This is a genomic window from Calditrichia bacterium (genome assembly GCA_020634975.1).
In the GTDB taxonomy this organism is placed as follows: domain Bacteria; phylum Calditrichota; class Calditrichia; order RBG-13-44-9; family J075; genus JACKAQ01.
The window spans coordinates 162,079-183,814 of record JACKAQ010000004.1; the positions used below are offsets into that span (position 1 = coordinate 162,079).

Here is a 21,736-nt window from a genome sequence, read left to right on the forward strand (position 1 = left end):
TTCTTACGGGAAACGATTTTCGCTTTTCATTACAGCCAGAAGATATTACAAAAAAATAAGTTATCTTCGAAATAATTTTGCGGTAATTTTTTTTGGATTGGTGGCAAATCGGGGAGAATCGGCAAATTATCAAACGCTGTTTCGAAAACAGAACAGCCGGCAAAAGTTGATTTTTTGCCGGCTGTTTGCAGGTATTCGGTCAAAAGCGGTTCAGAAAATCTGAGTTGCTTAAGTTAAATAATACCATCATTTTAGCTTGTTATCGTTACACCATTTTTTCGATGTTGACCATGAACGCTCGCGGCGGATGATCGTCATCCTCTTTTTGGGGCATTTCCGAAATATCATTCATTACTGCCTCTGCCAAATCTTTTTCCACAATTGTAAAATAGAGTGTGGAATACAGGTTCTCATCAGGTGCGCTGCTGGATGACCACCAGCCATATTTTCGCAGTGTGTCCGCTGTGTGACCGACAATATCCACTTCGCTGTAAATATGCACTTTGTGGCGTTTCAGTACTTCGCGAATCTCATTTTTGTAATCCGAAAGACTCATTAAACCGATCAATTTCATGGCTACCTCCGGCTATTTTTTGCTTTGGGCTTTAACCGCTGCCACTGTGTCCTTCGTTGCGGAAGGTTCTTTTGGCGGTGATTTTTTTACATTTGTGGAATTCCCGGACGCGGATTGTGGCGTGGTTTCGGGATAATTTTTGCGTTCGACTAAATAGTAAATCATCGGGACTGCGCCCAGCGTGAGCACAGTGGATGCCATTGCGCCCCACATCAGCGCGATGGCCAAACCTTGAAAAATGGGGTCGAACAAAATCACGATTGCGCCGATGACCACGGTTCCGGCAGTCAGCAAAATCGGTCGGGTTCGTACGGCGCCTGCTTCGATAACGGCTTGTTTTAACGGCACGCCATCATCCAGCCGCAGTTGCACGAAGTCGATAATTAATATGGAGTTACGCACCATAATTCCCGCCAGCGCAATCATCCCGATCATCGATGTTGCAGTGAAAAATGCACCGTGCAGCCAATGCCCCGGCAGAATCCCAACGAGGCTCAACGGAATAGCAACCATCATCACCAGCGGCACTTTGAACGACTGGAACCAGCCGATGATCAGCAAATAAATGATCACCAAAACCACCGCAAACGCAGCGCCGAGATCGCGGAAAACTTCGTAGGTAATTTGCCATTCGCCGTCCCATTTCATGGAAACTTGTTCTTCCAGAAACGGCTCGCTGGTGTATAGCGGGTCGATTGAATAACCTGCGTTCAGGTCAATTTTTTTGATTTTTTCGTCCATGTCGAGCATGGCGTAAACCGGGCTTTCGATTTGATCGGCGACATCGCCCATCACGTAAACCACGCGCCGCTGGTTTTTGCGATAGATCGTTTTATCCTCATACCGTTCTTTCACAGTCACTAAATCGGTGATGGGAATGAGTTGACCGTTTCGCGATTGCACCGAAACGTTGGTTAGCTGGTCCACCGATGAACGCTGTGCGCGACCGAGCCGCAGCTCGATACCAACCGGCTCGATTTCCGAGGGCAGGTGCAGCAAACCGACATCTGCGCCGTTCAGCGCGATGCGCAGGGTTTGCGCCAGTTGCTCGGTGTTCACGCCGGTGAGGGCCGCTTTTTCTTTATCCACGCTGATGGTGTAAATGGGTTGATCGTCTTCCACCATCCAATCGACATCCACCACGCCGGGCGTTTGTTCGAAAACCTCGCGAATTTGTTTGGCGACCGCCAGTTGCTGGTCGAAATCCGGTCCGTACACTTCTGCCAAAAGGGTGGAAATGACCGGCGGTCCGGGCGGCACTTCGGCAATTTTGATGCGGGCGCCGTAGCTCTCACCGATTTTCTGGATTTCCGGGCGCAACCGTTTGGCGATATCGTGGCTTTGGTCGTCGCGTTCGGATTTGTGCACAAAATTCACCTGGATATCGGCGACGTTCGCACTTTCGCGCAGATAGTAGTGGCGCACCAATCCGTTAAAATTGATCGGTGCATAAGTGCCCACATAGTATTGATAATTCTCAACTTCCGGCACTTCTCTGAGGTATGCAACAACGTCCTGCGCCACCGTCGCGGTTTGTTCCAGCGTGCTGCCTTCCGGCATATCGATGATCACCTGCAGCTCGCTTTTGTTATCAAACGGCAGCATTTTTACTTCCACAACCCGGAAAAACAACATCGAAACAGCCAGCAGCAGCAGTCCTGCAATACCCCCTAAAACGATTTTCGCTTTGCGGGGATTGTTCAACAGCGGCAGCAGCGTTTTGTTATAAAAACGATAAATAAATGAATTTTCCAGCCCTTCGGTTTCGTCGGTGTGTTCGCCCTGTTTGAGCAGTCGGTACGCCAGCCACGGTGTGGCGATCAGCGCAACGAGCAGCGAAAACATCATCGCCAGCGATGCGCCGATGGGCATCGGGCTCATATACGGACCCATCAAACCGGAGACAAAAACCATCGGCAATACCGATGCGATCACCGTAAACGTTGCCAGAATGGTCGGGTTACCGACCTCGCTGATGGCCGCCAGCGCCGCCTGCATTTTTGGCAATCGCCGCATTGAGAAATGCCGGTGCAGGTTTTCTGCGATGATGATCGAATCGTCCACCACAATCCCGGTTACAAAAATCAGCGCGAACAGTGTCACACGGTTTAGGGTGTAATCAAACAAATAATAGACAAACAGCGTGAGCGCAAAGGTGATTGGCACAGATGCAAACACCACCAAACCACCGCGCCAGCCGAGAAAAATCCCGACGATAATCGTTACCGCGATGATCGCGCCGAACAGGTGTTCGAGCAATGTGTTCACTTTTTCCGATGCGGTTTTGCCGTAATTCCGCGTTTCAACAATGTTGATATCCGACGGAATAAGGTAACCTTGCAACCCCTCTACTTTTTTGGAAACCATATCCGCCACGTTCATCGCATCTGCGCCTTTGCGTTTGGCAATAGCGATGGTTACGGCGGGCATATCCTGCGGAATCCCGTTGCTGAATCCGCCCTGACCGGCTTTCGCCGCCGGTCCGATGCCGTAAAACACGTAATTGCTGACTTCCTCCGGACCGTCAACGATGGTGGCTACATCCCGCAAATACACCGGATTATTGCCGAAAACGCCGACAACCAGATTTTCCACATCGCGGACATCCTGCAAAAAATCACCGGTTTCAACAAGATAATCTTTGTTCATCTGCTGAAAACTGCCCACGGTCAGGTTTTGGTTGGCACCCTGAATTTGTTGTGCGATCTGCAGCGGATCAACATTGTGCGCACGCATCCGGGCCTGATCGAGAATGATCCGCACTTTCCGGCGCAGCCCGCCGGTGAGTTCCACTTCGGAGACGTCGGTGAGTTTTTTCAATTCTTGGGTGAGTTCGCTGCTGACGCGCCGCAATTGGTAATTGTCGTATTGTTCGCTCCACAGCGTGAGCGTCATAATCGGTACATCGTCAATGGACATCGATTTGATGAGTGGCGGAAAGGTAACGCCGGCGGGCAACTGGTTCATGTTTTTCATCATGGTGCTCCAGAGCTTCACCAGGCTTTCCTCGGTATCGTCGCCGACAAAAAAGCGGGCGGTGACGATTGCAAAATCCGGGCGCGATGCGGAATACACATATTCCACACCGGCAATTTCGCTGATAATCCGTTCCAGCGGTTTGGTAATTCGTTCCTCAACCTCTTTGGCGCTTTTGCCGGGATAGGGGACAAAAATATCCACCATCGGCACCACAATTTGCGGTTCCTCTTCCCGTGGCGTGAGGTATGCCGCGAAAATCCCGATCATCAGCGCCGTGATGATCAGCAGCGGCGTCAGTTTCGAGTCGATAAAACTGTTGGCTAATTTGCCCGCAATTCCGATTTTCATCCGTTCACCTCCGTGTCTTTGGCGTTGGAAATCGGGCTGTTTTTCAGTTGGACGTCAACCGGCTGGCCGTCCAGCAATTGCGGATTGAGATCGGTAACGATCACATCTCCGGGATTTACGCCGCTGAGCACTTCAACGCTATTGTCGTATTTGCGTCCGGTGCGCACCCAGCGAAGCCGGGCTTTGTTTTCCGAATCGATCACAAAAACGCCTTCCAACTGTCCGCGTTTGAAGATCGCCGAAGTGGGCACCAGCAACGTTTCATCGGTCGATTTGCTCAGCGAAATCCGCGCGAAAACACCGGATTTGATATCGTGACCGGGATTATCCAAAACCACTTTGATTTCAAATTGACGGCTCATCGGATCGGCGCTCGGCAAAATCTGGTCGATCGTTCCGGTCAGATTCCGGTAGCCGGATTCGCGCTCGTTCGCCCCGATGCTGACGTTGACTGCCATGCCTTTTTCCAAACTGCCGATCACATTTTCCGGCACTTTGGCAACGATTTTAACTTTGTCCAGATTCTCAACTTCCAGCAGCGGCATGCCCGGATTAGCCAGATCTCCCGGTTCAATCATTTTGCGCGTCAAAACGCCGGAAAACGGGGCGCGAAGCTGGGAATAGCGCAGCATTTCTTCAACTTCTTCTTTTTGTTGATGCGCCGCATTCTTCTGCGATTCGGCAGCGGTGAAAGCGGTTCGCATGTCGTCCAGCTCTTTGCTGGTTGCTGCTTTGCTGGCAAACAACGCTTCGATTCGCGCGAGATTCTTTTTGGCATTTTCATATTGGGCATCTGCCGCAGCGATGCCGGCTTCTGCCTGGGCAAGTTTGGCTTGCAAATCCGCATTCTGCAACTTAAGCAATATTGCGCCTTGCTGAACACTTTGCCCTTCTTTTGCGTAAATGGCGTCAACCCATCCGCTCAGCCGTGTGGAAAGCCGGACGCGCTCCAGCGGTTCAACCGTGCCGCTGTAACTGCTGCTGGCACCAACAGATTGCGCTGCAATTTTAACCGCGCTCACCGGAACCGTTTCTTTGAATGTCGTTTGTTTGGGCGCTTCCTCGCCACCGCAACTGACCAACAGTAACCCCAAAATTAACCCAAATACCGTCTTCATTTTTACTCCTTAAAATGGTTTCTATTTTCTGATTTTTATTGTCCGGTTGCGAAATTCAACTGGCTGACTGCCAGCTGAAAATCGTGTTTTGCTTTCAACAATCGCAATTTTGCGTTGGTAAACATGGCTTCGCGATCCAGCAAATCGCTGGTTTTTTCCAACCCTTCGCGATAGCGCTGTTCGGTGATGTGCAAGCTTTGCTTCGCCTGACGAACACCCTGTTCCGCCACTGCGATGCGTTTTTCTGCAACTTGCAGATTGCGCTGAGCCGCGCCGATTTCGTTGCGTGCCTGCTGCGTTGCCTGCTGCAATTGCAGCGACGTCTGATGTTTTTGTGCGGCAGCCTGTTTCCGGCGACCGAAATGTCCGAGTCCGTCAAATAGTTGCCACGAAAGGCGAACGCCGACGGTGTAATTGTCCGCATCTTTCGCAAATGCGTCGGCTGCGTTCCATTCCTGCATGCCGAATGCGTTCAGCCGGGGCAGCCATGCACTGCTTTTCGCGAGCAAATTTCGCGATGCCGCTTTTTGGTAAAAATGGATCGCCAGCAAATCAGCGCGATTCAACAATGCCGATTCAAATTTCCGGTTTTCAGGTTGCAACGCGATGTGCGACAATGTGTCGGTTGGCTGCAAAATCGTCGATTCCTCCATTCCCAAAATCAACCGCAGGGCGTCGCTGGCGTTTTGCACCTGATTTTCCGCGAGCAACTGCTGTTCCTGCAACTCCGCCAACCGCACTTCCGCCGCCAAATATTCCGCCTGACTAATGATGCCCTGATCATATGCGGCTTTGGCATCGTCGCGGTGCGCCTGCGCCGATTTCAGCGCTTCGTCAATTGCTTTCCGGCTCTGATCGGTGAGAATTAATCCAAAATATGCCGCACGGGTTTGGTGCGCAATCGCCTGCCGGGTTCGTTCAACGCCTTGCTGTTTGGCTTTCGCCATCATGCCGGCTGCGGCTTTGCCAAAAATGGCGTCAAGGTTTATCAGCGGCAATTCAATCTTGAATTCAGTTGTGTAATTTTCAAACGCATCCGGTGCATTGAGGGAGGATAGCGCAAAATCTGTTTCGGCAAAAACACCCTGTTTCAGCTTCAATCCAAAAACCGTCACCGGATCGTCAGATTTTACAAATTGTTCGGAAATGGTAAAATGGGGGAGAAATCCGCTCCACGCTTCAAGATTTTGCCCTTTGGCTTCATCATATTGGGCTTGCGCGATGCGGAGTTGATAATTGCTTTTTGCGCTCATTGCCAGCGCTTCATCCAGCGAAATCGATCGCCGGGGGAGCTCATCGGATAAACCGGTGAGCGCAAACATCAGTGAAAATAGTAGATAACCAATCACAAATCGTATGTTCATTTATTCTGCTCCTGAGGCTTCAACCGTTTTCTGTATTGCGTTTATTTATTAATTTTAAACTATTGATAATAATTAACTTGATTCAAAAATTAATAACGTTTCCTGAGTGCTCAAATCCGTTCTTTCACATGAACGAATATTTGATGTGTGCAAGTATTGCTGGTTACAAAACTATATATATAAATTTTTATATATTATTTATTTCTTGAAAATTCTGATTTTCAGAGAGGAGAGTTAAAATCAAAACAGAAAGTGCATGTTCCGGAAACAGGATCAGCCGTCACGGCGCATAGATTTTTTAATGGCATCGATCTCTTCTGCCGAATATTTGCGTCCCAAACCGATTCCGGGGCATTCCTCCGCAACAATATTCCAGCGATAGGCCGATTTCAGATTTTCCGGCCAAAACGGGAACGTGCTGCACTGCAGCGGTCGCGCCGTGTAAACGCTGCAGCGATCGTTTTCCAACAAAATGCAGTCGCCGTTGTCCCGTGATTTTAAGTGAAGTGTATCGCCATCGTCAAATGATTCCGCAAATTTTTCGAGAAATTCCGGTTTTGGCATTTGCAAAACGGCGGCAATATTTTCTGCTTCTGCATGAGTTAAACTGACAATTCCGTCGGATTTGGTGCAGCAATTGCCGCACTCTGTGCAGCCAAAGAACAGTCCGTTGCGGTAAAATTTCTTTTTGAATTTTTTGTTCATTTACAATCAATCATCCGGCATTTACGGGCAAGCTGCCATTGGTAGACGGTGTTTTTTTATCTGCTGTTAAACCGCTTTGCCAATCTTTAAATTTTTCTATTTCATCGTTTAGCAAGCTTACCACAAAACCGATTACCGCTGCATCATCAACAAAACCAAATCCGAACAGAAAATCCGGTACCAGATCCAGCGGATTGACGAAATATAAAATCGCCGCCATTATCGCAATGATGGTTTTCCACGGCAGGTGTTTGTAATCGCCGCTGCGATAGGCTTTGGCCATTTGAATCAGCATGTCCAGTTGCTCCCAAACATCTTTCAATCGCTGGCGATAAAATTGTGCTTTTTCCGCCGCGTTGGACAGCAATCCGGCAGTTTTATCGGGATCGTTGAGTATTTCTTCTGCTTTGGCTTTGGCTTTCTGGTAACCGCGCGGTTCTTTTTCATTTGCCATTTTACATCTCCAAATATTTGAAAATACCGAGGTTGTGGTTGTAAATTTGTGAACTTCGGCGTAAATTTATCACGATCAAAATATATGCTAAATATACCCGGATGATACGAAAAACCCAATGTTCAATTTTTTTGGAAAGCTGACTTTTGCGCTGATCTGCCTGATCGGTTCGGTTGCCTTTTCCCGGGCAATTGTCGATTTTGTGCAATTTTGCGGATTCGATCCAGCGCATACGTTTTGGCCGTTTTTGGCTGGCGCTTCGCTGTATTTTTTGTTGTGGGCTATTTTTTTTGCCCATCGTGAACCGTTTTGGAGCGTGCTGGAGCACGAAATCATCCACCTGATTTTTGCGGTGCTTTCATTCAAACGGGTGCATTCGATTTATGCGGGTCGCAACGGCGGCAGGGTAGAAACCGAAGGTGATAATTTTGTGATCGCACTGGCGCCGTATTTTTTTCCGCTGACAACCGTGATCGTTTTGCTGTTCAAACCCGCTGTAAATTACGAATTACAGTTCTGGTTGAACGGCGTGTTAGGTTTTTCGCTCATGTTCCACCTCATTTATTTGTTGAAAGAATTCCATTTTAATCAACCGGATTTGCAGCGAAACGGCTTGCTGTTTTCTTCGATAGTGATCATTTTTTTCAACATTTTGTTTGTGGGATTGTGCATTTCATCGTTGCAGGGCAATTGGCAGGATATGAACGTTTTTTTGATTAGCGGATATGCGGAATGTCATTCTTATGTTGAATCTGCCCGACAGGTTGTCTGGCAAAGCAGTCAGGCGCGTTTGCCCTGATCCGAAAACGCTACAGCGCCGTTTGAAACCAACCGTTTGATCTCCGGGAAAAAGCGATCGATTTCAGAAGCTATTTCACGAAATACCTCACGATACACCTCGATTTTTCGCCCGTACGGATCGGGAATGGATAAACGTTTTTCCGGCGTTTCGTTGCTGTATTCTTTCAACAGAAATATTTTATCGGCATGTTGCGGGAATATGGAAACGAGATCCAGTTTGTGCTGAATGCTCATGCACAAAATTAAATCCGAGTCATTCATAATTGCTGCGGTGATGCCGGTTGAGGTGTGCTCGCTCGCATCCAGCTTGTTTTCTTTGCAAACGGCGATGCTGTTTTCTGCTGCAGATTGCCCGCCGCGTGCCCAGGTTCCTGCTGAATCAACTTCAATTTTTCCGGATAGCCCGGATTTTTCTACTTTATCGCGCAAATAATATTTGGCAATCGGTGTACGGCAAATGTTGGCGGTACAAATAAATAGTATTTTAAACATTGCTCTCAATTTGTTTTATCTGTCGATTGGTTTCCTAACGTCCGTGCACAAAAAAATCTAAGGTCATTTGGTCTCGTTTCAAAATGGTTTTTTCAGTTCGGATAGTTTCGGAAAATTTCGTCGAATTCTTTAGCGGGAAAAGCACCGGTTCGGATGATTCGATAGGTATCCAGCGTGCTGTTCAATTGAACAATCGTTGAAGGAATCTGGTATCTGCAAGTGCCGCTATCTAAAATAAAATCAACATGTTGTGCAATTTTTATGGAGAGCTTTTCCGCAGAAACCGGCGGTGCTTCTCCGGAGAGATTGGCGCTGGTGGTGATGAGCGGCACACCCGCAGCCGCAACCAGTTTTTGGCACAATGGATCGTCCGGAAGCCGAAATCCCAGCAGCGGAAAGTCATTCCAGAACGCAATTTTGGCATCGCGAATCCGTGGCAACAGCACCGTTACCGGTGCGGGAAATAGCGTTTCGAGAAAATTATGCATCTGCAAATTGTCTAATCCGGTTAATTGAAAAATGCTGGCCACGTCGTTAACGAGCAGCGAATACGGTTGCTCCGGCGGTCGTTGTTTGATGATTGCCACCCGTTCCAGCGCGGCTTCGTTGTCCCAGCGGCAGGCGAGTCCGTACACCGTTTCGGTGGCATGTGCGATCACGCCGCCGTTTTTGAGGCAATCCGCTACGTTTTGTGGAATTTCGTCGGTTATTTTTAATTTAATGGTGTTCATTTTATTAGTAAAACGAGTTGTTTTTTTTAGTTTTAGTCATTGGGAACAATTATAAAATATTACAAAAAATAAAGCTCTGAGGTTGTGAGCAGGGAGACCCCTGCATACGCAGGGGTGACAGCAACACGGTCACAACATTAACCGGAATCCCGGGCGTTGTCGAGAATTTCCTGTGCCAGCGAAAAAACCCGTTCCGGGAGCAGCGTTTTCATGCAGGCAAACGTGCCGATCGGGCAGGCGTCGCTGCCGTGTCTGCCGCAGGGGCGACATTCCATGTCTTTAATTTCAGCAACTTTATCCAATTTTCCCACCGGATAAAAACCAAATTTTTGAACTGTCGGGCCGAACACTGCCAAAACCGGCGTTCGCACGGCAACGCCCATGTGCATCGGTGCGCTGTCGTTGGTAATCAGCATGGCGCATCGGGAAATGAGCTGTGCAGATTCCCGAAGCGACAGTTTGGCGACAGCGTTGAGAATATCGCATTTGGCTGTGCGGATGACCGTTTCCGCAGTTGCCACATCGCCGGGACCGCCGATCAGCAGCGGCTGAAATCCCGATTCGTGCAGCCGCTCTGCGAGTGTCGCAAAATATTCCGGTAGCCAGCGTTTCGTAGCCCAAACGGAGCCCGGAGCCAGCGCAATAAACGGTTTTTTGCTAGTCATTTGCTGTGACGAGAGCCAATTTTGGACATTCGCCACATCTTTTTCGGAAAAATTGAGCGACGGCAATTCGCCCAACGACGGCGAAACGCCGAACGGCTTGAGCAAATGCAGATTCCGTTCAATTTCGTGAATGCCGTAAGGGTAGGGGAGTACATCTGTCAGCAACATTCGTCCAGCGCTGCGATGGAATCCGATTCGTCGGGGAATACGCGCCAGCCACGCCAGCGCCGCGCTGCGCATTGAGCGATGCGGGATAATCGCGAGATCGTATCGCTGATCGCGAAGCTGTTTCGCCAGCGCCAGATAATTTCGCCAGCCGCGATCTTTGCCGCGTTTGTCGTAAATCCACAGTTGGGAAATGTCGCGGTGCGTTTCAACAATATTTTTGGATGCGGGAATGGTCAGAAAATCGATAGTCGCATCGCCGAAAATGCGAGCGGCAACCTGCGCCAACGGCAGCGTGAGAATCACATCGCCGATAAATGCGGTTTGAACGATCAGCACCCGGCGAATTTGGGATAATTCAACAGTCATCCCGATAATATAAATCCGGTTCGCCCAATTTTGCCAATATTAAATTTCTCCGCGCAGCGATTTGCTGATGACCTCGGCTTTGGAGTGCACATGCAGTTTTTGGTAGATATTTTTGATGTGATATCGCACCGTTTCGATGGAAATATCCATCCGGTCAGCGATCATTTTGTAGCTCAGCCCGTCCACCAAGCCCACCACAATTTCCTTCTCTTTGGGCGTGAGCGGCGATTTTTTCTGCAACAATTTTTTGCCCGGCTGAAAATACTGGATCACTTTCCGGGCGATTTGCGGGGACATCGGCGCACCGCCATCGTGCAGCGTTTCGATGGAATTTTTGATCTCTTCCAACGGCGTATTTTTGAGCAAATAACCGGACGCGCCCGCGCACAGCGAGTTGAAAATTTTGTGGGAATCGTGATACACGGTAAGCATAATAATATCGATATCGGGATGCTGATCTTTGATAATCCGGATACCGTCGATGCCGGACATTCCCGGCAAGCCGATGTCCATCAGCACCACATCCGGCAGCGAATCCGCTTCCAGCAGCTTCAAAAACGATTCAACGGAATCCGCAATTAGATCGCAACGCATACTATTTTGGCGATTCAGATAGTTCACCATTGCCGTGCGAATATCCGCGTCATCCTCTACAATTCCAATTTGCAGCATCATTTTAAAAGATAAAAAATATTTGGCGGTGGAAAAAGCCCCATTTTCATGTGGGGAATAAAAAGCAGGAGAAATGAAGTTTCTCCTGCTCGTAAGTTTTGAAATATTGAGTTTTATTGAATGGTAAGTATTGCGCGGTCGCCGGTTCGGAGCGCAGCGATATACGGATTTCCGTCATGGGTGATCGTCGATTTGACAACCTGCGACACATGAACCGCCAGATGTTGCGATGCGGCATCGCCGAGTAAATCCTGCAATTCGGCAGCCGTAACGGTATAAGTGCCGGGATTGTTATCCAGCGTTACGAAAACAGCGCCGGGCATTTCGTGCGGCATCGGGCGATCGCCGGGTTTGTGCCCGTGTCTGCCTTTTGGTCCGCCGGGACGATCGTGGGCTACAATTTTCAACAGCACCGGATCATCGGTTGTGCCGCCGGACCAGTTGATGACCAAATCCTGCGCGGCATCCACCGTATCTCCATTTGCGGGGCTATCCACAGAAATTGCAGATGATGGCGCGGTCAGCGCAACCGTCAGCGGCGTAAAATTATCCGAACCGCTGATTATCATTTGATACGTTTCACCACCGACAAACTCAATTTCCTGCGCTGTCGTGTTGCGGGGATGATTGAACAAACTATAAATAAATCCGCCCATTCGGGTGGCTTTTTCGCTCAGTGCGATGCTGTTTCCGGCGTAGCTGATCGATACATCGCCGAGATCGACGCCGCCGGCTTTCCGGCGAATGCCGATGGCACTCAGCTCGTCGTAAGCCACTGCAAACGCGTGGCTACCGGTGGTTTCTTCCTGCTGATCGGGTGTGATAAACTGGTTCCAGCCGATCGAAAACACGCCATATGCGGAATCGAGCGGCACAATGCCACCGTCATCGAGCTGCTGAACATCGTCCTGTACGGCGAGCAACAGCGCCAAATCACCGGAATTCAACACTTCCGAAGTATTTGGTCCGGATGCGTTTTCGGTGCAAGCGACCATCGCAACTGCGAGAATTAACATCAAACCAACGCGAGAAAAAATACGAACATACATCATAATAAACTCCTTTTTCTGAATTTGAAGAACTAGACATCTGTTGTTGTGGATATCCACACTTATCCCGGGTTGTCACAATTTCGCAGAGGCGAACTCCTTTTTTTGTGCATTCGAAAGTTTTGACAACCACATTTTAGATTTCTTGCAAAAAATTTTGAAAAATTTCACCTTTTTGATAAGTTTAGCCGGTGCAAACGAAACAGGCGGACAAATGAACAGATTGCCATACGCAATAATCGGTGCCGGGCCATCCGGGTTGGCGGGCGCGCGAAATCTCCAAAAATACGGGATTCCATTTGTGGGATTCGAGGCGCACAGCGATGTCGGCGGGCTGTGGGATATCAACAATCCGCGCAGCACGGTGTATCAGTCGGCGCATCTCATTTCATCCAAAAAAATGACGGAATTCCGCGAGTTCCCGATGGCGGAGAGCGTTGCCGATTACCCGTCGCACGGTGAATTGCGCAAATATTTCAGCGATTTCGCGACCCATTTTGGATTGCGCGAACACTTTCGGTTCAACACAAAAGTTGCCTCGGTTGAACCCGATGGTGACCATTGGCAACTGACCACCGAAAACGGCGAACGCCATACGTTTGCGGGCATCATTATCGCGAACGGGACGTTGGCGGAGCCGAAAATTCCCCAAATTCCCGGTAATTTCAGCGGGGAAATATTTCACTCGTCGAAATACAAATCGCCAAAAATTTTTGAAGGGAAGCGGGTGTTGATTGTCGGTGCGGGAAACAGCGGCTGCGATATTGCGGTTGACGCCGTGCATCACGCCAAATCCGTAGCGATCAGCGTCCGGCGCGGTTATCATTTTGTGCCGAAATACGTGCTCGGCAAACCGGCGGATACGATGGGCGGATTGTTCAAGTTGCCGCCGCGACTGAAACAGATGGCGGACGGATTTATCCTGAAATTTTTCACCGGCGATCCCGAAAAATTCGGTTTTCCCAAACCGGATCACCGGATTTACGAATCGCACCCGATTGTCAATTCGCTGGTGCTGTATCACATTGGGCACGGCGATATTTCTGTAAAGTCAGATATTGCAAGGCTTGACGGCGATTCGGTTGTGTTCACCGACGGCACCGCCGAAGCGTTCGACCTCGTTTTACTGGCGACGGGATATAAATTGCACTATCCGTTTATCGACCGGAATTTGCTCAATTGGCAGGGCGACCATCCGGGATTGTATCTGCATATTTTTCATCCGGAGCGGGACAATTTGTTCGTTTTGGGCATGCTGGAGGCTGCCGGACTCGGCTGGCAAGGTCGATACGATCAGGCGGAGCTGATGGCGCGATTTATCCGCGCTTCCGCCGAAAACCATGCTTCGGCGACACAATTCCGGCGCGATAAACAAAATATTAACATCGACTTAAGCGGCGGCTACAATTACATGAAACTGGAACGGATGTCGTTTTACGTGCACAAAGATACTTATCTGAAAGTATTGCACAAACATTTGCGGCAGTTCGCAAATGTGCTGCCTTTGCCTGAAAAATCAGCCGTTTTGAGTGGATAAACTTTTGCGAAAGTCGTGCATTTCATACTGCAAGAAAGATTTTGTGTATTTGGGTAGCAATCTGTTTTTGCTATAAACCGGGGATTCCTGTATCTGCAGGAATCTCCAGATAAACAAAAACGACTCGAATAATAACTTTGCGCACTTCGCGTCTTTGCGGCAAATAAATAGAAAACATATGGTTGAGAATTTAAAAATGACAGTTGATCCTGAAAATCGCCGCTTCAATTTTGAGCGATTTGGCAAATCGTATCACATGAAAATCGAGACGGCGGCGGATTTGCAACTCGCGCTGTCGCTGGACGAAGCGCACTGGATCGCGTCGACCGCACCGCACGGCACCATCAACGCGGATGCCGTTTTTCTGCGGCGGCTCGATACAGATAACGATGGTCGAATCCGTATTTCCGAGGTGAAAACTGCCATCGAATGGCTGTTCGCGCAGTTAACCGAAACCGGCGGTGTCGATACAAAAAGCACGACCATCCGGCTTTCTGCGATCAATCAACAATCGCCGGACGGCAAGCGAATTTACGATGCCGCAACCAAAATATTGGGGCGAATCGGCAAACCGGATGCAACGGAATTACTGATTTCGGATGTTCGCAACATAAAAGCGGAAGAATTACAGGGCGGACTGGATGAAGCCGGTATTGTGCTGCAAACCGCCACAAACGACGATAATTTACGAGTTGCGATCGAAGCTGTGCTAAAAACGGTCGGTGGACAACCGCACCCGAACGGCGGCGAGGGCGTGACGGAGGCATTGCTCAATCAGTTTCTGGATGAAGCCAAACTGTATTCCGACTGGTATCAAAAAGGGGAGCTGACGAAAGGAGAACAACGGACAGAAATTATGCCGTTGGGTGCGGAAACACCGGCAGCATATCGCAGTTTTGTGGCGATTCGCGAAAAGATCAACCAATATTTTACGCTCTGCGATGCAGTTCGTCTGAATCCCAAATTGTTGCAATACATCGAAGATGACATGTTTGCGCCGGAAAAAACCGATCTTTCAGACATCCGCGAAGTGGAAAAATTGCTCGAACGCGCGCCGATCGCTATTCCCAACAATTCGGTAATTCTCGATTTGAACGACAACATCAATCCGGTTAATGAAACGGCGTTTCAGAATTTTGTAACGCAGACGATGGTGCCGGTGCTCGGTAAAACAACACAGCTCAATCGCGCCGATTGGCGGAAAATAAAAGACACGCTGCAGGCGCATCACGAGTGGGTGACATCCGAGCCGCAGGTGAGCGTGCGCAGCCTGCCTGTCGCGGATATCCGGGGATTTTTGTCCGACAAAAAATGGACGCAGCAACTGCGCAAATTGCTGAAAGAGAGCCACAAAACCTCGCTCGATCTGGACAATATCCGGCTGCTGGAAAAGCTGATGCTGTATCAGGGCGGTTTGCTGGAATTTGCCAATAGCTTCATCAGTTTTCCGCATTTGTATGACCCGGAAAGCCGGGCGTTGTTTGAGATGGGAACGCTGATAATGGACGGGCGACACTTTACGCTGGCGGTGAAAGCGCCGGATCGCAACCTGCACGCCAAATTCAGCACGGTGAGCAATATGTTTATGCTCTACGCGGAAATTATCTCGAACGACGGCAAAAAATTATACGAGGTGGCGGTGCCGGTCACGTCGGGAAATCGTGGCAATTTGCATGTCGATAAGTGGGGTATTTTCAAAGACATACACGGTCAGGAACACCACGCCCATGTGGTGCATATTGTCGAAAATCCGATCAGTTTGCTGGAAGCGATTGCCGCGCCGTTCAAACGGCTCGGTCATGCGGTTACGGCAAAACTGGAGGAAATGACCACCGAAGCACAGAAAAAATTGGAACAAAAAGGTGCTCAGGTTGTCACGAGTGTCAAAAACGGCGAACCCGTTGCGCCACCGCCGGAACCGGAAAAACAACCAGCTGCCCAACCCGCTGGAGGATTGCTCGCCGGTGGCGGCATCGCGATTGCAGCGTTGGGTTCGTCGGTTGCATTTATCACCAAAACCATTGCGGATTTGGGTTGGGTGGTGATGCTCGCCGGTGTGCTCGGCGCGTTGCTGGCGGTCATGTTGCCGGCAGTGATCGTCGCTTGGCTGAAGCTGAAACGCCGCGATCTCAGCGCCATTCTGGAAGGCTCCGGTTGGGGCGTTAATTCGCGAATGCGCCTCAATCGCGGGCAATCGCTCACCTTCACCAAACGACCCGCTTATCCGTTCGGCAGCAAAGGCATCCCGCATCGCAGCCCGTGGTTTTGGGTGGCGTTGGTGATTGTGATATTGGCAGTTGGTGGATTTCTGATTTTTCGGTTTTGGTAATGTGTTTTAATTAATAGAATTGAAAAAGTGATTGCCTTTATTAGCACAACACCAAAAAAGGCGGTCAGAAAACAGGCTAACAAAAAAACCTTGCAGGATATCAAATCCCGCAAGGTTTTTTTTAGAAAATGGACGTTATTTTCAAAAATTACTTCATCAAAATCATTTTGCGGACGGCTGAAAAATTACCGGCGGCGATGCGATAAAGATAAATGCCGCTGGCGACAGATTGTCCGTTGCTGTCTTTGCCATCCCACATTATTTCATGAAATCCGGCGTCCTGCGTGCGGGAAACCAGCGTGCGGATTTGCTGCCCGAGTGCGTTGAAAATCACCAACTGAACATCGCTGCGCTGCGGCAAAGCGTAACGGATTTCGGTTGTGGGGTTGAACGGGTTTGGATAGTTTTGCTCCAACGCAAATTGCGTCGGCAAATTGGCGGTGATTTTGCCAAATGCCAACCGCTTCACTGCCGGGTTGGTCAGCACAATTTCCATGCCTTCCTGAACCGGATGTTCGGCGACAACCGTTGTGCCGAGCATTTCCCGCAGCACAAATTGCTCACCGGAAACCACCGGCAGATTTTCCGCACGAACAGCCAGTGGCCAGGCAGATGCCTGCAATTCAATTTGTGCTTCCGCACCGGAAATAGCCAGATAATCGCCGCTGAAGCGGGCATCGAACAAACCGGCAGGCGGCAACGGCGGCATGCGCATTTCTGTGGCATTTTTATCGGAAAGCGCGGCAACGTTAAAATACAACGACTGGCCGTTGCCGTTGGCATCAGCAATGGCAATCCGGCTTTCGCCGCTCAAATCCAGTTGGGCAACCGGTGCTATTTTCGCCGGTCCGGCGCATGCGATGATAATATTTCCCGCCTCCGACGCGCGAATCCAGTAGCCTTTTCCTGTGGAAATCTGGGTTGCGGTTTGATAGGTTCCGTCGAATTCGTAAATCGGTTGGATCACAATATTTCCCGGGTCCTCAATGTTGCCAATCGGCACATCGCAAAATGCGCTGCCAACCAGATTCCAGCCTTCGTCCAATTGAACCTCAAATGACTCCAGCGGCAATCCGGTAATCGGTAAAGATTCGGTTGCACCGTTGCGCAGCCAATATCCTTTTCCGGGAATTAAGTCATCGGATTGCTGATAGCTGCCGTCAAAATAAAACGGTGCCTGAATGGCGTTGGGGAACAGCGTTTGATAATTGCTGTCGTCCATTGTCATTGGCAGGCTCATCAAATTCCAACTGTTTTCGAGCGACATGCTGAAGGTTTGGGTATTTTCCTCAGAAGTGAGCAGATAATTCACTGCGTTTTCCAGCAGATTCGCCGCAACATTCTGGTCGGTGAGCTCCGCAAAATTGAATGCAAAAAAAACAATCTGGGCGCTGCGCGGATCGGTGTTGTCATCGTAAATCGAAATACCTGCATAAGTTGGATGATCTGTTGTTCCATAAAGCAGGTAAGCACCGCCAACCGCATTTACTGCATCTTCGCTGCCCCAATCACTGTATTCAATGGTCATAGACGACGGAATTTGATTTGGCGTATTGACCATTGGATGATTTTCCTGACTGGAAACAATGTTAAGCGGTCCCGCATTATCTGCGTTCCAATCGTTTGTATGCAGCACATTTGCCGCAAATGTCGGATAGCCCGGAGATTGGGCGGCATCGTAACCTACTTCGCCGCCCTCGATGAGCAATTTATTTGCAGGATCGCTCACCCAGTTTTCCAACGCTGAGCGATAAGTTGCACTGGAAACCGGTGATTGGTTTAATCCGCTGGATGAAATGATCATACTGTAATTTCCCCAGGTTGCCGGATCTGTGGTTGCCGGTGTTTCCACCGAAACCAAATAACCCATCGCCGAAAGATAGCCTTCCATATTGTTGGCGGTGACGCCGAAGGGGTGTTTGGCTACATCACGAACAGATGTGCCTTTTTCGCTGATGTTTTCCAGCTTTGCTGATGCGGGATCATCATCGATAATCAGCACCAGCCCGAGCACATCGGTGATTTCGAAGCTGTGATAACCGCTCGCCGGATCGCTCGATTGATTGCTTTGACTGGATGCATCCGTTGCGATGATGCGATATTCCACGACATCGCCAAAATTCAGGCTCCCGGCAGGAATATCAAACGCACCGCTGAACAGATCGCCGCCCGCATCTGTGATTGCAAACGAGCCGCTCATCGCGCCGCCGTTGACGACATATTCCACCACCACGCTGCCGATGCCCAGGTTATCCGTAACTGTGGCAGAAACCGTTGCCGGCCACACCAGCAACGCCTGATTTCCCAATGGATTGTGGTTGATTTCCGGTGCCAGCACATCGCTTCCCGTCGAAAACGAGTGGAAATTTGCCGGCGCATTTGCGGGGCTGGTGGACGCCAGATTCAACGCATCAATCGCGCGAATATAATATTGATAAGTTGCCAGCGAGCCCGTGCCGGGAATATTCGCGGTGTAAGTTGAGCCAACGGCGTTCATATCCAGCGTATCTGTAAAACTGCCGTTTGTGCCGTAAATCAACTGAACGCTCGTGAGCACATTTGCTGCGGAAATGCTTCCGGTAACCGTATACGGACCGATCAGGTCTTCCGTATCGGTTAGCGGCGTGTGGGTAATTTGCGGCACCGGAACGGTGATGTTGTATCCGCGATTGGTAAAATGAGTGACGATTGACGTCAGATTTGCGCCGCCAAACAGGTTGATATCTGCCTGGACAAACGCCTGCGCTGCATCCTGCTGATTGGTTGAGCTGTTGGTCATTGCCAACGCTTCCAGAAAATTGGAATCTGTGGCAAACCTGCCGATGTCATCCCAAATTTGCATCAGCGTAGATGCCCACATTTGACCGTCCGTATGCACGGAACCAACCAACCCGCCGGGATAAGTTGCGGTATAATTCGTGACCCGTCCACCCCAAAACGGGTTGTGCCCATCCCATTGGAAAACCCACCAATATTGAGGGTCCGCCGGAGTCCAAAAGTTTTTGCTGCGATTGTACGAGTTCGCCCAATAATCGCCACAGCCTTCGCTCAAACCGTTAACTTGCGATAATCCGCCGTTTGTGAGCCAGTCGTGCAATCCGTGACCCAGTTCGTGCAGAATCACATCGGCATCTTCGGAATCATCCACACCGCCTTCGCCCCAGGCTAATTGCCCGGTGCTGGAGATATAATGCGAGTTGTCCGAACCGCTCAATCCGTGCGGATCGCCTTTGACGCCGCCGGAATATTGGTAGGGCATCAAATTGAAACCCAGTTCTTCGTTGATGTAGCGCATCGAGGCATCGAGGTGATAATACACGTTCGCCGCTTCGAAAGCAGATGCGTTTCGCAAATTGTGCCATTGGTTGGTCGCCTGCGAAAATAATCCGTTGAACGGCGATTCCGAATCCACGATCTGGGCGTAAGGTCCGCGAAGGTGGTAATTGGTGCCGTCGAATTCGATGTCCAGCAAATCGCGCTGAACGGTGTGTGCAGTCAGCGAATCGCTGTTGGCATCGTTGTTATCTACAAATTGTCCGCTGTAGTTGACCCTCGCATGCGTCAGCGGATCGGGATCGAATACCCAGCCGGAACCGGTCACATTTTCAGTGGGTCCGCCGTAAACCGCTTTATCTTCCACCCGGAAAATGTCGCCTGAATGAGCATCGACCAGCAATTCCCAATCGCCGAATAAATCTTCTGCCGGAACGATAACGATTTTATGCGCCAGCCGCGTTTTGCCGGCGTTGTGATACACCACGGTTTCTGCTTTTTCAAACTGAATTTGCCCCTGAATGTTCAGATACGCTTTCGCCGATCGCGTTGCTTCTGCGATGCTGATTGCCGGAACGGTATTGTCCAGTTTGGCAAGCGGTTTGTAGTCGCTCATCACAAATGTTACGGTTTCCGAACGGTTCAGCGTTACGACGATGTCGCTGTTGTAAACCGGAAATCCGCCAACCAACTGCCGAAAACGGACATGCAGCCCACCGGGCGTTTCGATTGTCCGGGTGTGAGACAGATTTCCCAAATTTTCGTTTATGTGAAGCAATACTGCGTTTTCTTGCAAATACTGCCGCGCCATCACTTCCGGCGATGCAGCTTTTACCGGGTAATTTACCCGATACAGCGCAACCGGCGCACCGGTGATTTTGCTCACCCGCATATCCGCATAACGGATGGTTTCTTCTATCTCGTTTTCCAATTTTTCGAGCTGTTGGTGTTGCTCCGGTTTTTTGGCAAATAACGCCATCGACCAAATAGAGAGCGCCAGAAAAATTACCGGCAATCGTAACTTGCGTCCGGTCATTCAGATCTCCTTTCAGTATGAATTAACATTTCCATATTGGGCTTTTGAAACAGTTGTTTCGGAAATTGTATGTCGTTTTGAGAATGAGGTAACCAAAATTTCAGTTCAAAAGGTAAACCAGAATCGTATAATAAACAAATGAGATTTTGGTGATTTCTGAAAGAAATTGCAGCAGTTTTGGAGTGAGTAAATATTTACATGTTTATATGTAACTGTGCGGGATTGCTCACATCAAAAATAGCGTAACACTTATTGGATCAAAGGAAAAATGTACATCGCACAAACAAAAACATTTCAAAAAGGAGCAGTAAAAAATGAGCTATTATTTTTCCAAAAAACTGGACATATCCTTCGAGAAAGCCATTGAACGAACGACGGATGTGTTAAAAGAAAACGGTTTTGGCGTACTGACAGAAATTGATATTCAGGCAACGCTGAAGAAAAAGCTGGATGTCGATTTTCCGAAATACCGGATTCTTGGCGCGTGCAATGCGCCTTTTGCGCACAAAGCGTTGCAATCCGAGAGCAACATTGGGCTGATGTTGCCGTGCAACGTAATCGTGAAAGAATTACCGGATAAAAGTATCGAAGTTTCCGCAATCGATCCGATTGCATCGATGCAGGCGATCGAAAATCCGTCGCTCGGTGATGTGGCAATCGCAGTTCAGGCGTTGCTCAAAAAGGTGATCGACAGTCTTTAATCACATCTGGTTAATGCTGCGGTAATACTGCATATTACAAGTTGTTGCGAGCACGAATTTCAGCTCATTTTTCATGGAATTTTGTCGTTATTTGAGAGAGGAAAGTTTAATAATTTCAACTTTTCGGTAAGCTTAATAAAAACAGTATGTTTTATTCGTTTGCGGAACTGCAGGATTCCCGGAAAAGCGACAAAATGGAAAAAACGCTGAATATAAAAGGTTTGTTTGTAAATCATAATATTGCACCTGTTACCCGCGAAAATCATTTACAAAATTTCCAGAGTTTTTTAACGGCAGCCAAAACTGGGTTTGGTATATCAATGGCATCAGCGGTTGCGGAAAAACAACCCTGATTTACCAGATTATCGATCAGA

At 49.2% G+C, this 21,736-nt stretch carries 17 protein-coding genes; 5 read left to right on the forward strand and 12 right to left on the reverse strand.

Annotation, left to right across the window (positions count from 1 at the left end; all coding sequences use genetic code 11):
- Positions 1–265: 265 nt before the first annotated feature.
- From H6629_20740 to H6629_20765, 6 genes are all read right to left on the reverse strand, one after another.
- Positions 266–574 (reverse strand): hypothetical protein, encoded by a 309-nt coding sequence (locus tag H6629_20740; GenBank protein ID MCB9070210.1) that lies wholly within the window; start codon positions 572–574, stop codon positions 266–268.
- A 12-nt stretch (positions 575–586) separates the two neighbouring features.
- Positions 587–3,901, reverse strand: coding sequence for an efflux RND transporter permease subunit (locus H6629_20745; GenBank protein MCB9070211.1), 3,315 nt, complete (start codon positions 3,899–3,901; stop codon positions 587–589).
- Positions 3,898–5,019 (reverse strand): efflux RND transporter periplasmic adaptor subunit, encoded by a 1,122-nt coding sequence (locus H6629_20750; GenBank protein MCB9070212.1) that lies wholly within the window; start codon positions 5,017–5,019, stop codon positions 3,898–3,900. The genes H6629_20745 and H6629_20750 overlap by 4 nt, the downstream gene beginning before the upstream one ends.
- Before the next feature lie 35 nt (positions 5,020–5,054).
- Positions 5,055–6,383: a TolC family protein gene (locus H6629_20755; GenBank protein ID MCB9070213.1), complete on the reverse strand. Its 1,329-nt coding sequence runs from the start codon at positions 6,381–6,383 to the stop codon at positions 5,055–5,057.
- A gap of 273 nt (positions 6,384–6,656) precedes the next feature.
- On the reverse strand, positions 6,657–7,088 hold the full coding sequence (locus tag H6629_20760; GenBank protein MCB9070214.1) for a YkgJ family cysteine cluster protein: 432 nt from the start codon (positions 7,086–7,088) through the stop codon (positions 6,657–6,659).
- A gap of 10 nt (positions 7,089–7,098) precedes the next feature.
- The gene (locus H6629_20765; GenBank protein ID MCB9070215.1) at positions 7,099–7,542 is read right to left on the reverse strand and encodes a DUF1232 domain-containing protein; all 444 of its coding nucleotides are present in this window, start codon (positions 7,540–7,542) and stop codon (positions 7,099–7,101) included.
- A gap of 118 nt (positions 7,543–7,660) precedes the next feature.
- On the opposite strand from H6629_20765, the gene H6629_20770 reads away from it, so the two are divergent.
- On the forward strand, positions 7,661–8,341 hold the full coding sequence (locus H6629_20770; GenBank protein MCB9070216.1) for a hypothetical protein: 681 nt from the start codon (positions 7,661–7,663) through the stop codon (positions 8,339–8,341).
- Here H6629_20770 and H6629_20775 read toward each other — a convergent pair.
- The 5 genes from H6629_20775 to H6629_20795 all read right to left on the reverse strand — a co-directional run bounded on the left by H6629_20775 (position 8,323) and on the right by H6629_20795 (position 12,489).
- The gene (locus H6629_20775) at positions 8,323–8,835 is read right to left on the reverse strand and encodes a low molecular weight protein arginine phosphatase (GenBank protein ID MCB9070217.1); all 513 of its coding nucleotides are present in this window, start codon (positions 8,833–8,835) and stop codon (positions 8,323–8,325) included. The genes H6629_20770 and H6629_20775 overlap by 19 nt on opposite strands.
- Before the next feature lie 92 nt (positions 8,836–8,927).
- Positions 8,928–9,566: a threonylcarbamoyl-AMP synthase gene (locus H6629_20780; protein MCB9070218.1), complete on the reverse strand. Its 639-nt coding sequence runs from the start codon at positions 9,564–9,566 to the stop codon at positions 8,928–8,930.
- A gap of 137 nt (positions 9,567–9,703) precedes the next feature.
- The gene (waaF, locus tag H6629_20785; GenBank protein ID MCB9070219.1) at positions 9,704–10,765 is read right to left on the reverse strand and encodes a lipopolysaccharide heptosyltransferase II; all 1,062 of its coding nucleotides are present in this window, start codon (positions 10,763–10,765) and stop codon (positions 9,704–9,706) included.
- Between the two features lie 39 nt (positions 10,766–10,804).
- Entirely contained in the window at positions 10,805–11,437 is a 633-nt protein-coding gene (locus H6629_20790; protein ID MCB9070220.1) for a response regulator transcription factor, read from the reverse strand.
- A gap of 113 nt (positions 11,438–11,550) precedes the next feature.
- Positions 11,551–12,489: a hypothetical protein gene (locus tag H6629_20795; protein ID MCB9070221.1), complete on the reverse strand. Its 939-nt coding sequence runs from the start codon at positions 12,487–12,489 to the stop codon at positions 11,551–11,553.
- Between the two features lie 211 nt (positions 12,490–12,700).
- Between H6629_20795 and H6629_20800 the strand changes: the two genes are divergently transcribed.
- Together H6629_20800 and H6629_20805 are read left to right on the forward strand one after the other, a co-directional pair.
- Positions 12,701–14,023, forward strand: coding sequence for an NAD(P)-binding domain-containing protein (locus tag H6629_20800; protein MCB9070222.1), 1,323 nt, complete (start codon positions 12,701–12,703; stop codon positions 14,021–14,023).
- Between the two features lie 196 nt (positions 14,024–14,219).
- Positions 14,220–16,352, forward strand: a complete 2,133-nt coding sequence (locus H6629_20805; GenBank protein MCB9070223.1) for a hypothetical protein — start codon at positions 14,220–14,222, stop codon at positions 16,350–16,352.
- A 148-nt stretch (positions 16,353–16,500) separates the two neighbouring features.
- Here H6629_20805 and H6629_20810 read toward each other — a convergent pair whose 3' ends face one another.
- A complete protein-coding gene (locus tag H6629_20810) occupies positions 16,501–20,661 on the reverse strand; it encodes a T9SS type A sorting domain-containing protein (protein MCB9070224.1) in 4,161 nt (1,386 codons plus the stop codon).
- Positions 20,662–20,975: 314 nt separating this feature from the next.
- On the opposite strand from H6629_20810, the gene H6629_20815 reads away from it, so the two are divergent.
- Together H6629_20815 and H6629_20820 are read left to right on the forward strand one after the other, a co-directional pair.
- Positions 20,976–21,362: a DUF302 domain-containing protein gene (locus H6629_20815; protein MCB9070225.1), complete on the forward strand. Its 387-nt coding sequence runs from the start codon at positions 20,976–20,978 to the stop codon at positions 21,360–21,362.
- Positions 21,363–21,556: 194 nt separating this feature from the next.
- On the forward strand, positions 21,557–21,715 hold the full coding sequence (locus tag H6629_20820; GenBank protein ID MCB9070226.1) for a hypothetical protein: 159 nt from the start codon (positions 21,557–21,559) through the stop codon (positions 21,713–21,715).
- Positions 21,716–21,736: the final 21 nt, after the last annotated feature.

Bases quoted from the DNA above. Each gene is read 5' to 3' on its own strand.
- H6629_20750 (MCB9070212.1), bottom strand. From the start codon at position 5,019: ATGAAGACGGTATTTGGGTTAATTTTGGGGTTACTGTTGGTCAGTTGC.
- H6629_20760 (MCB9070214.1), bottom strand. From the start codon at position 7,088: ATGAACAAAAAATTCAAAAAGAAATTTTACCGCAACGGACTGTTCTTT.
- H6629_20800 (MCB9070222.1), top strand. From the start codon at position 12,701: ATGAACAGATTGCCATACGCAATAATCGGTGCCGGGCCATCCGGGTTG.
- H6629_20765 (MCB9070215.1), bottom strand. From the start codon at position 7,542: ATGGCAAATGAAAAAGAACCGCGCGGTTACCAGAAAGCCAAAGCCAAA.
- H6629_20810 (MCB9070224.1), bottom strand. From the start codon at position 20,661: ATGACCGGACGCAAGTTACGATTGCCGGTAATTTTTCTGGCGCTCTCT.
- H6629_20795 (MCB9070221.1), bottom strand. From the start codon at position 12,489: ATGATGTATGTTCGTATTTTTTCTCGCGTTGGTTTGATGTTAATTCTC.
- H6629_20815 (MCB9070225.1), top strand. From the start codon at position 20,976: ATGAGCTATTATTTTTCCAAAAAACTGGACATATCCTTCGAGAAAGCC.
- H6629_20745 (MCB9070211.1), bottom strand. From the start codon at position 3,901: ATGAAAATCGGAATTGCGGGCAAATTAGCCAACAGTTTTATCGACTCG.
- H6629_20775 (MCB9070217.1), bottom strand. From the start codon at position 8,835: ATGTTTAAAATACTATTTATTTGTACCGCCAACATTTGCCGTACACCG.
- waaF (MCB9070219.1), bottom strand. From the start codon at position 10,765: ATGACTGTTGAATTATCCCAAATTCGCCGGGTGCTGATCGTTCAAACC.
- H6629_20770 (MCB9070216.1), top strand. From the start codon at position 7,661: ATGTTCAATTTTTTTGGAAAGCTGACTTTTGCGCTGATCTGCCTGATC.
- H6629_20820 (MCB9070226.1), top strand. From the start codon at position 21,557: ATGGAAAAAACGCTGAATATAAAAGGTTTGTTTGTAAATCATAATATT.
- H6629_20740 (MCB9070210.1), bottom strand. From the start codon at position 574: ATGAAATTGATCGGTTTAATGAGTCTTTCGGATTACAAAAATGAGATT.
- H6629_20790 (MCB9070220.1), bottom strand. From the start codon at position 11,437: ATGCTGCAAATTGGAATTGTAGAGGATGACGCGGATATTCGCACGGCA.
- H6629_20805 (MCB9070223.1), top strand. From the start codon at position 14,220: ATGACAGTTGATCCTGAAAATCGCCGCTTCAATTTTGAGCGATTTGGC.
- H6629_20755 (MCB9070213.1), bottom strand. From the start codon at position 6,383: ATGAACATACGATTTGTGATTGGTTATCTACTATTTTCACTGATGTTT.
- H6629_20780 (MCB9070218.1), bottom strand. From the start codon at position 9,566: ATGAACACCATTAAATTAAAAATAACCGACGAAATTCCACAAAACGTA.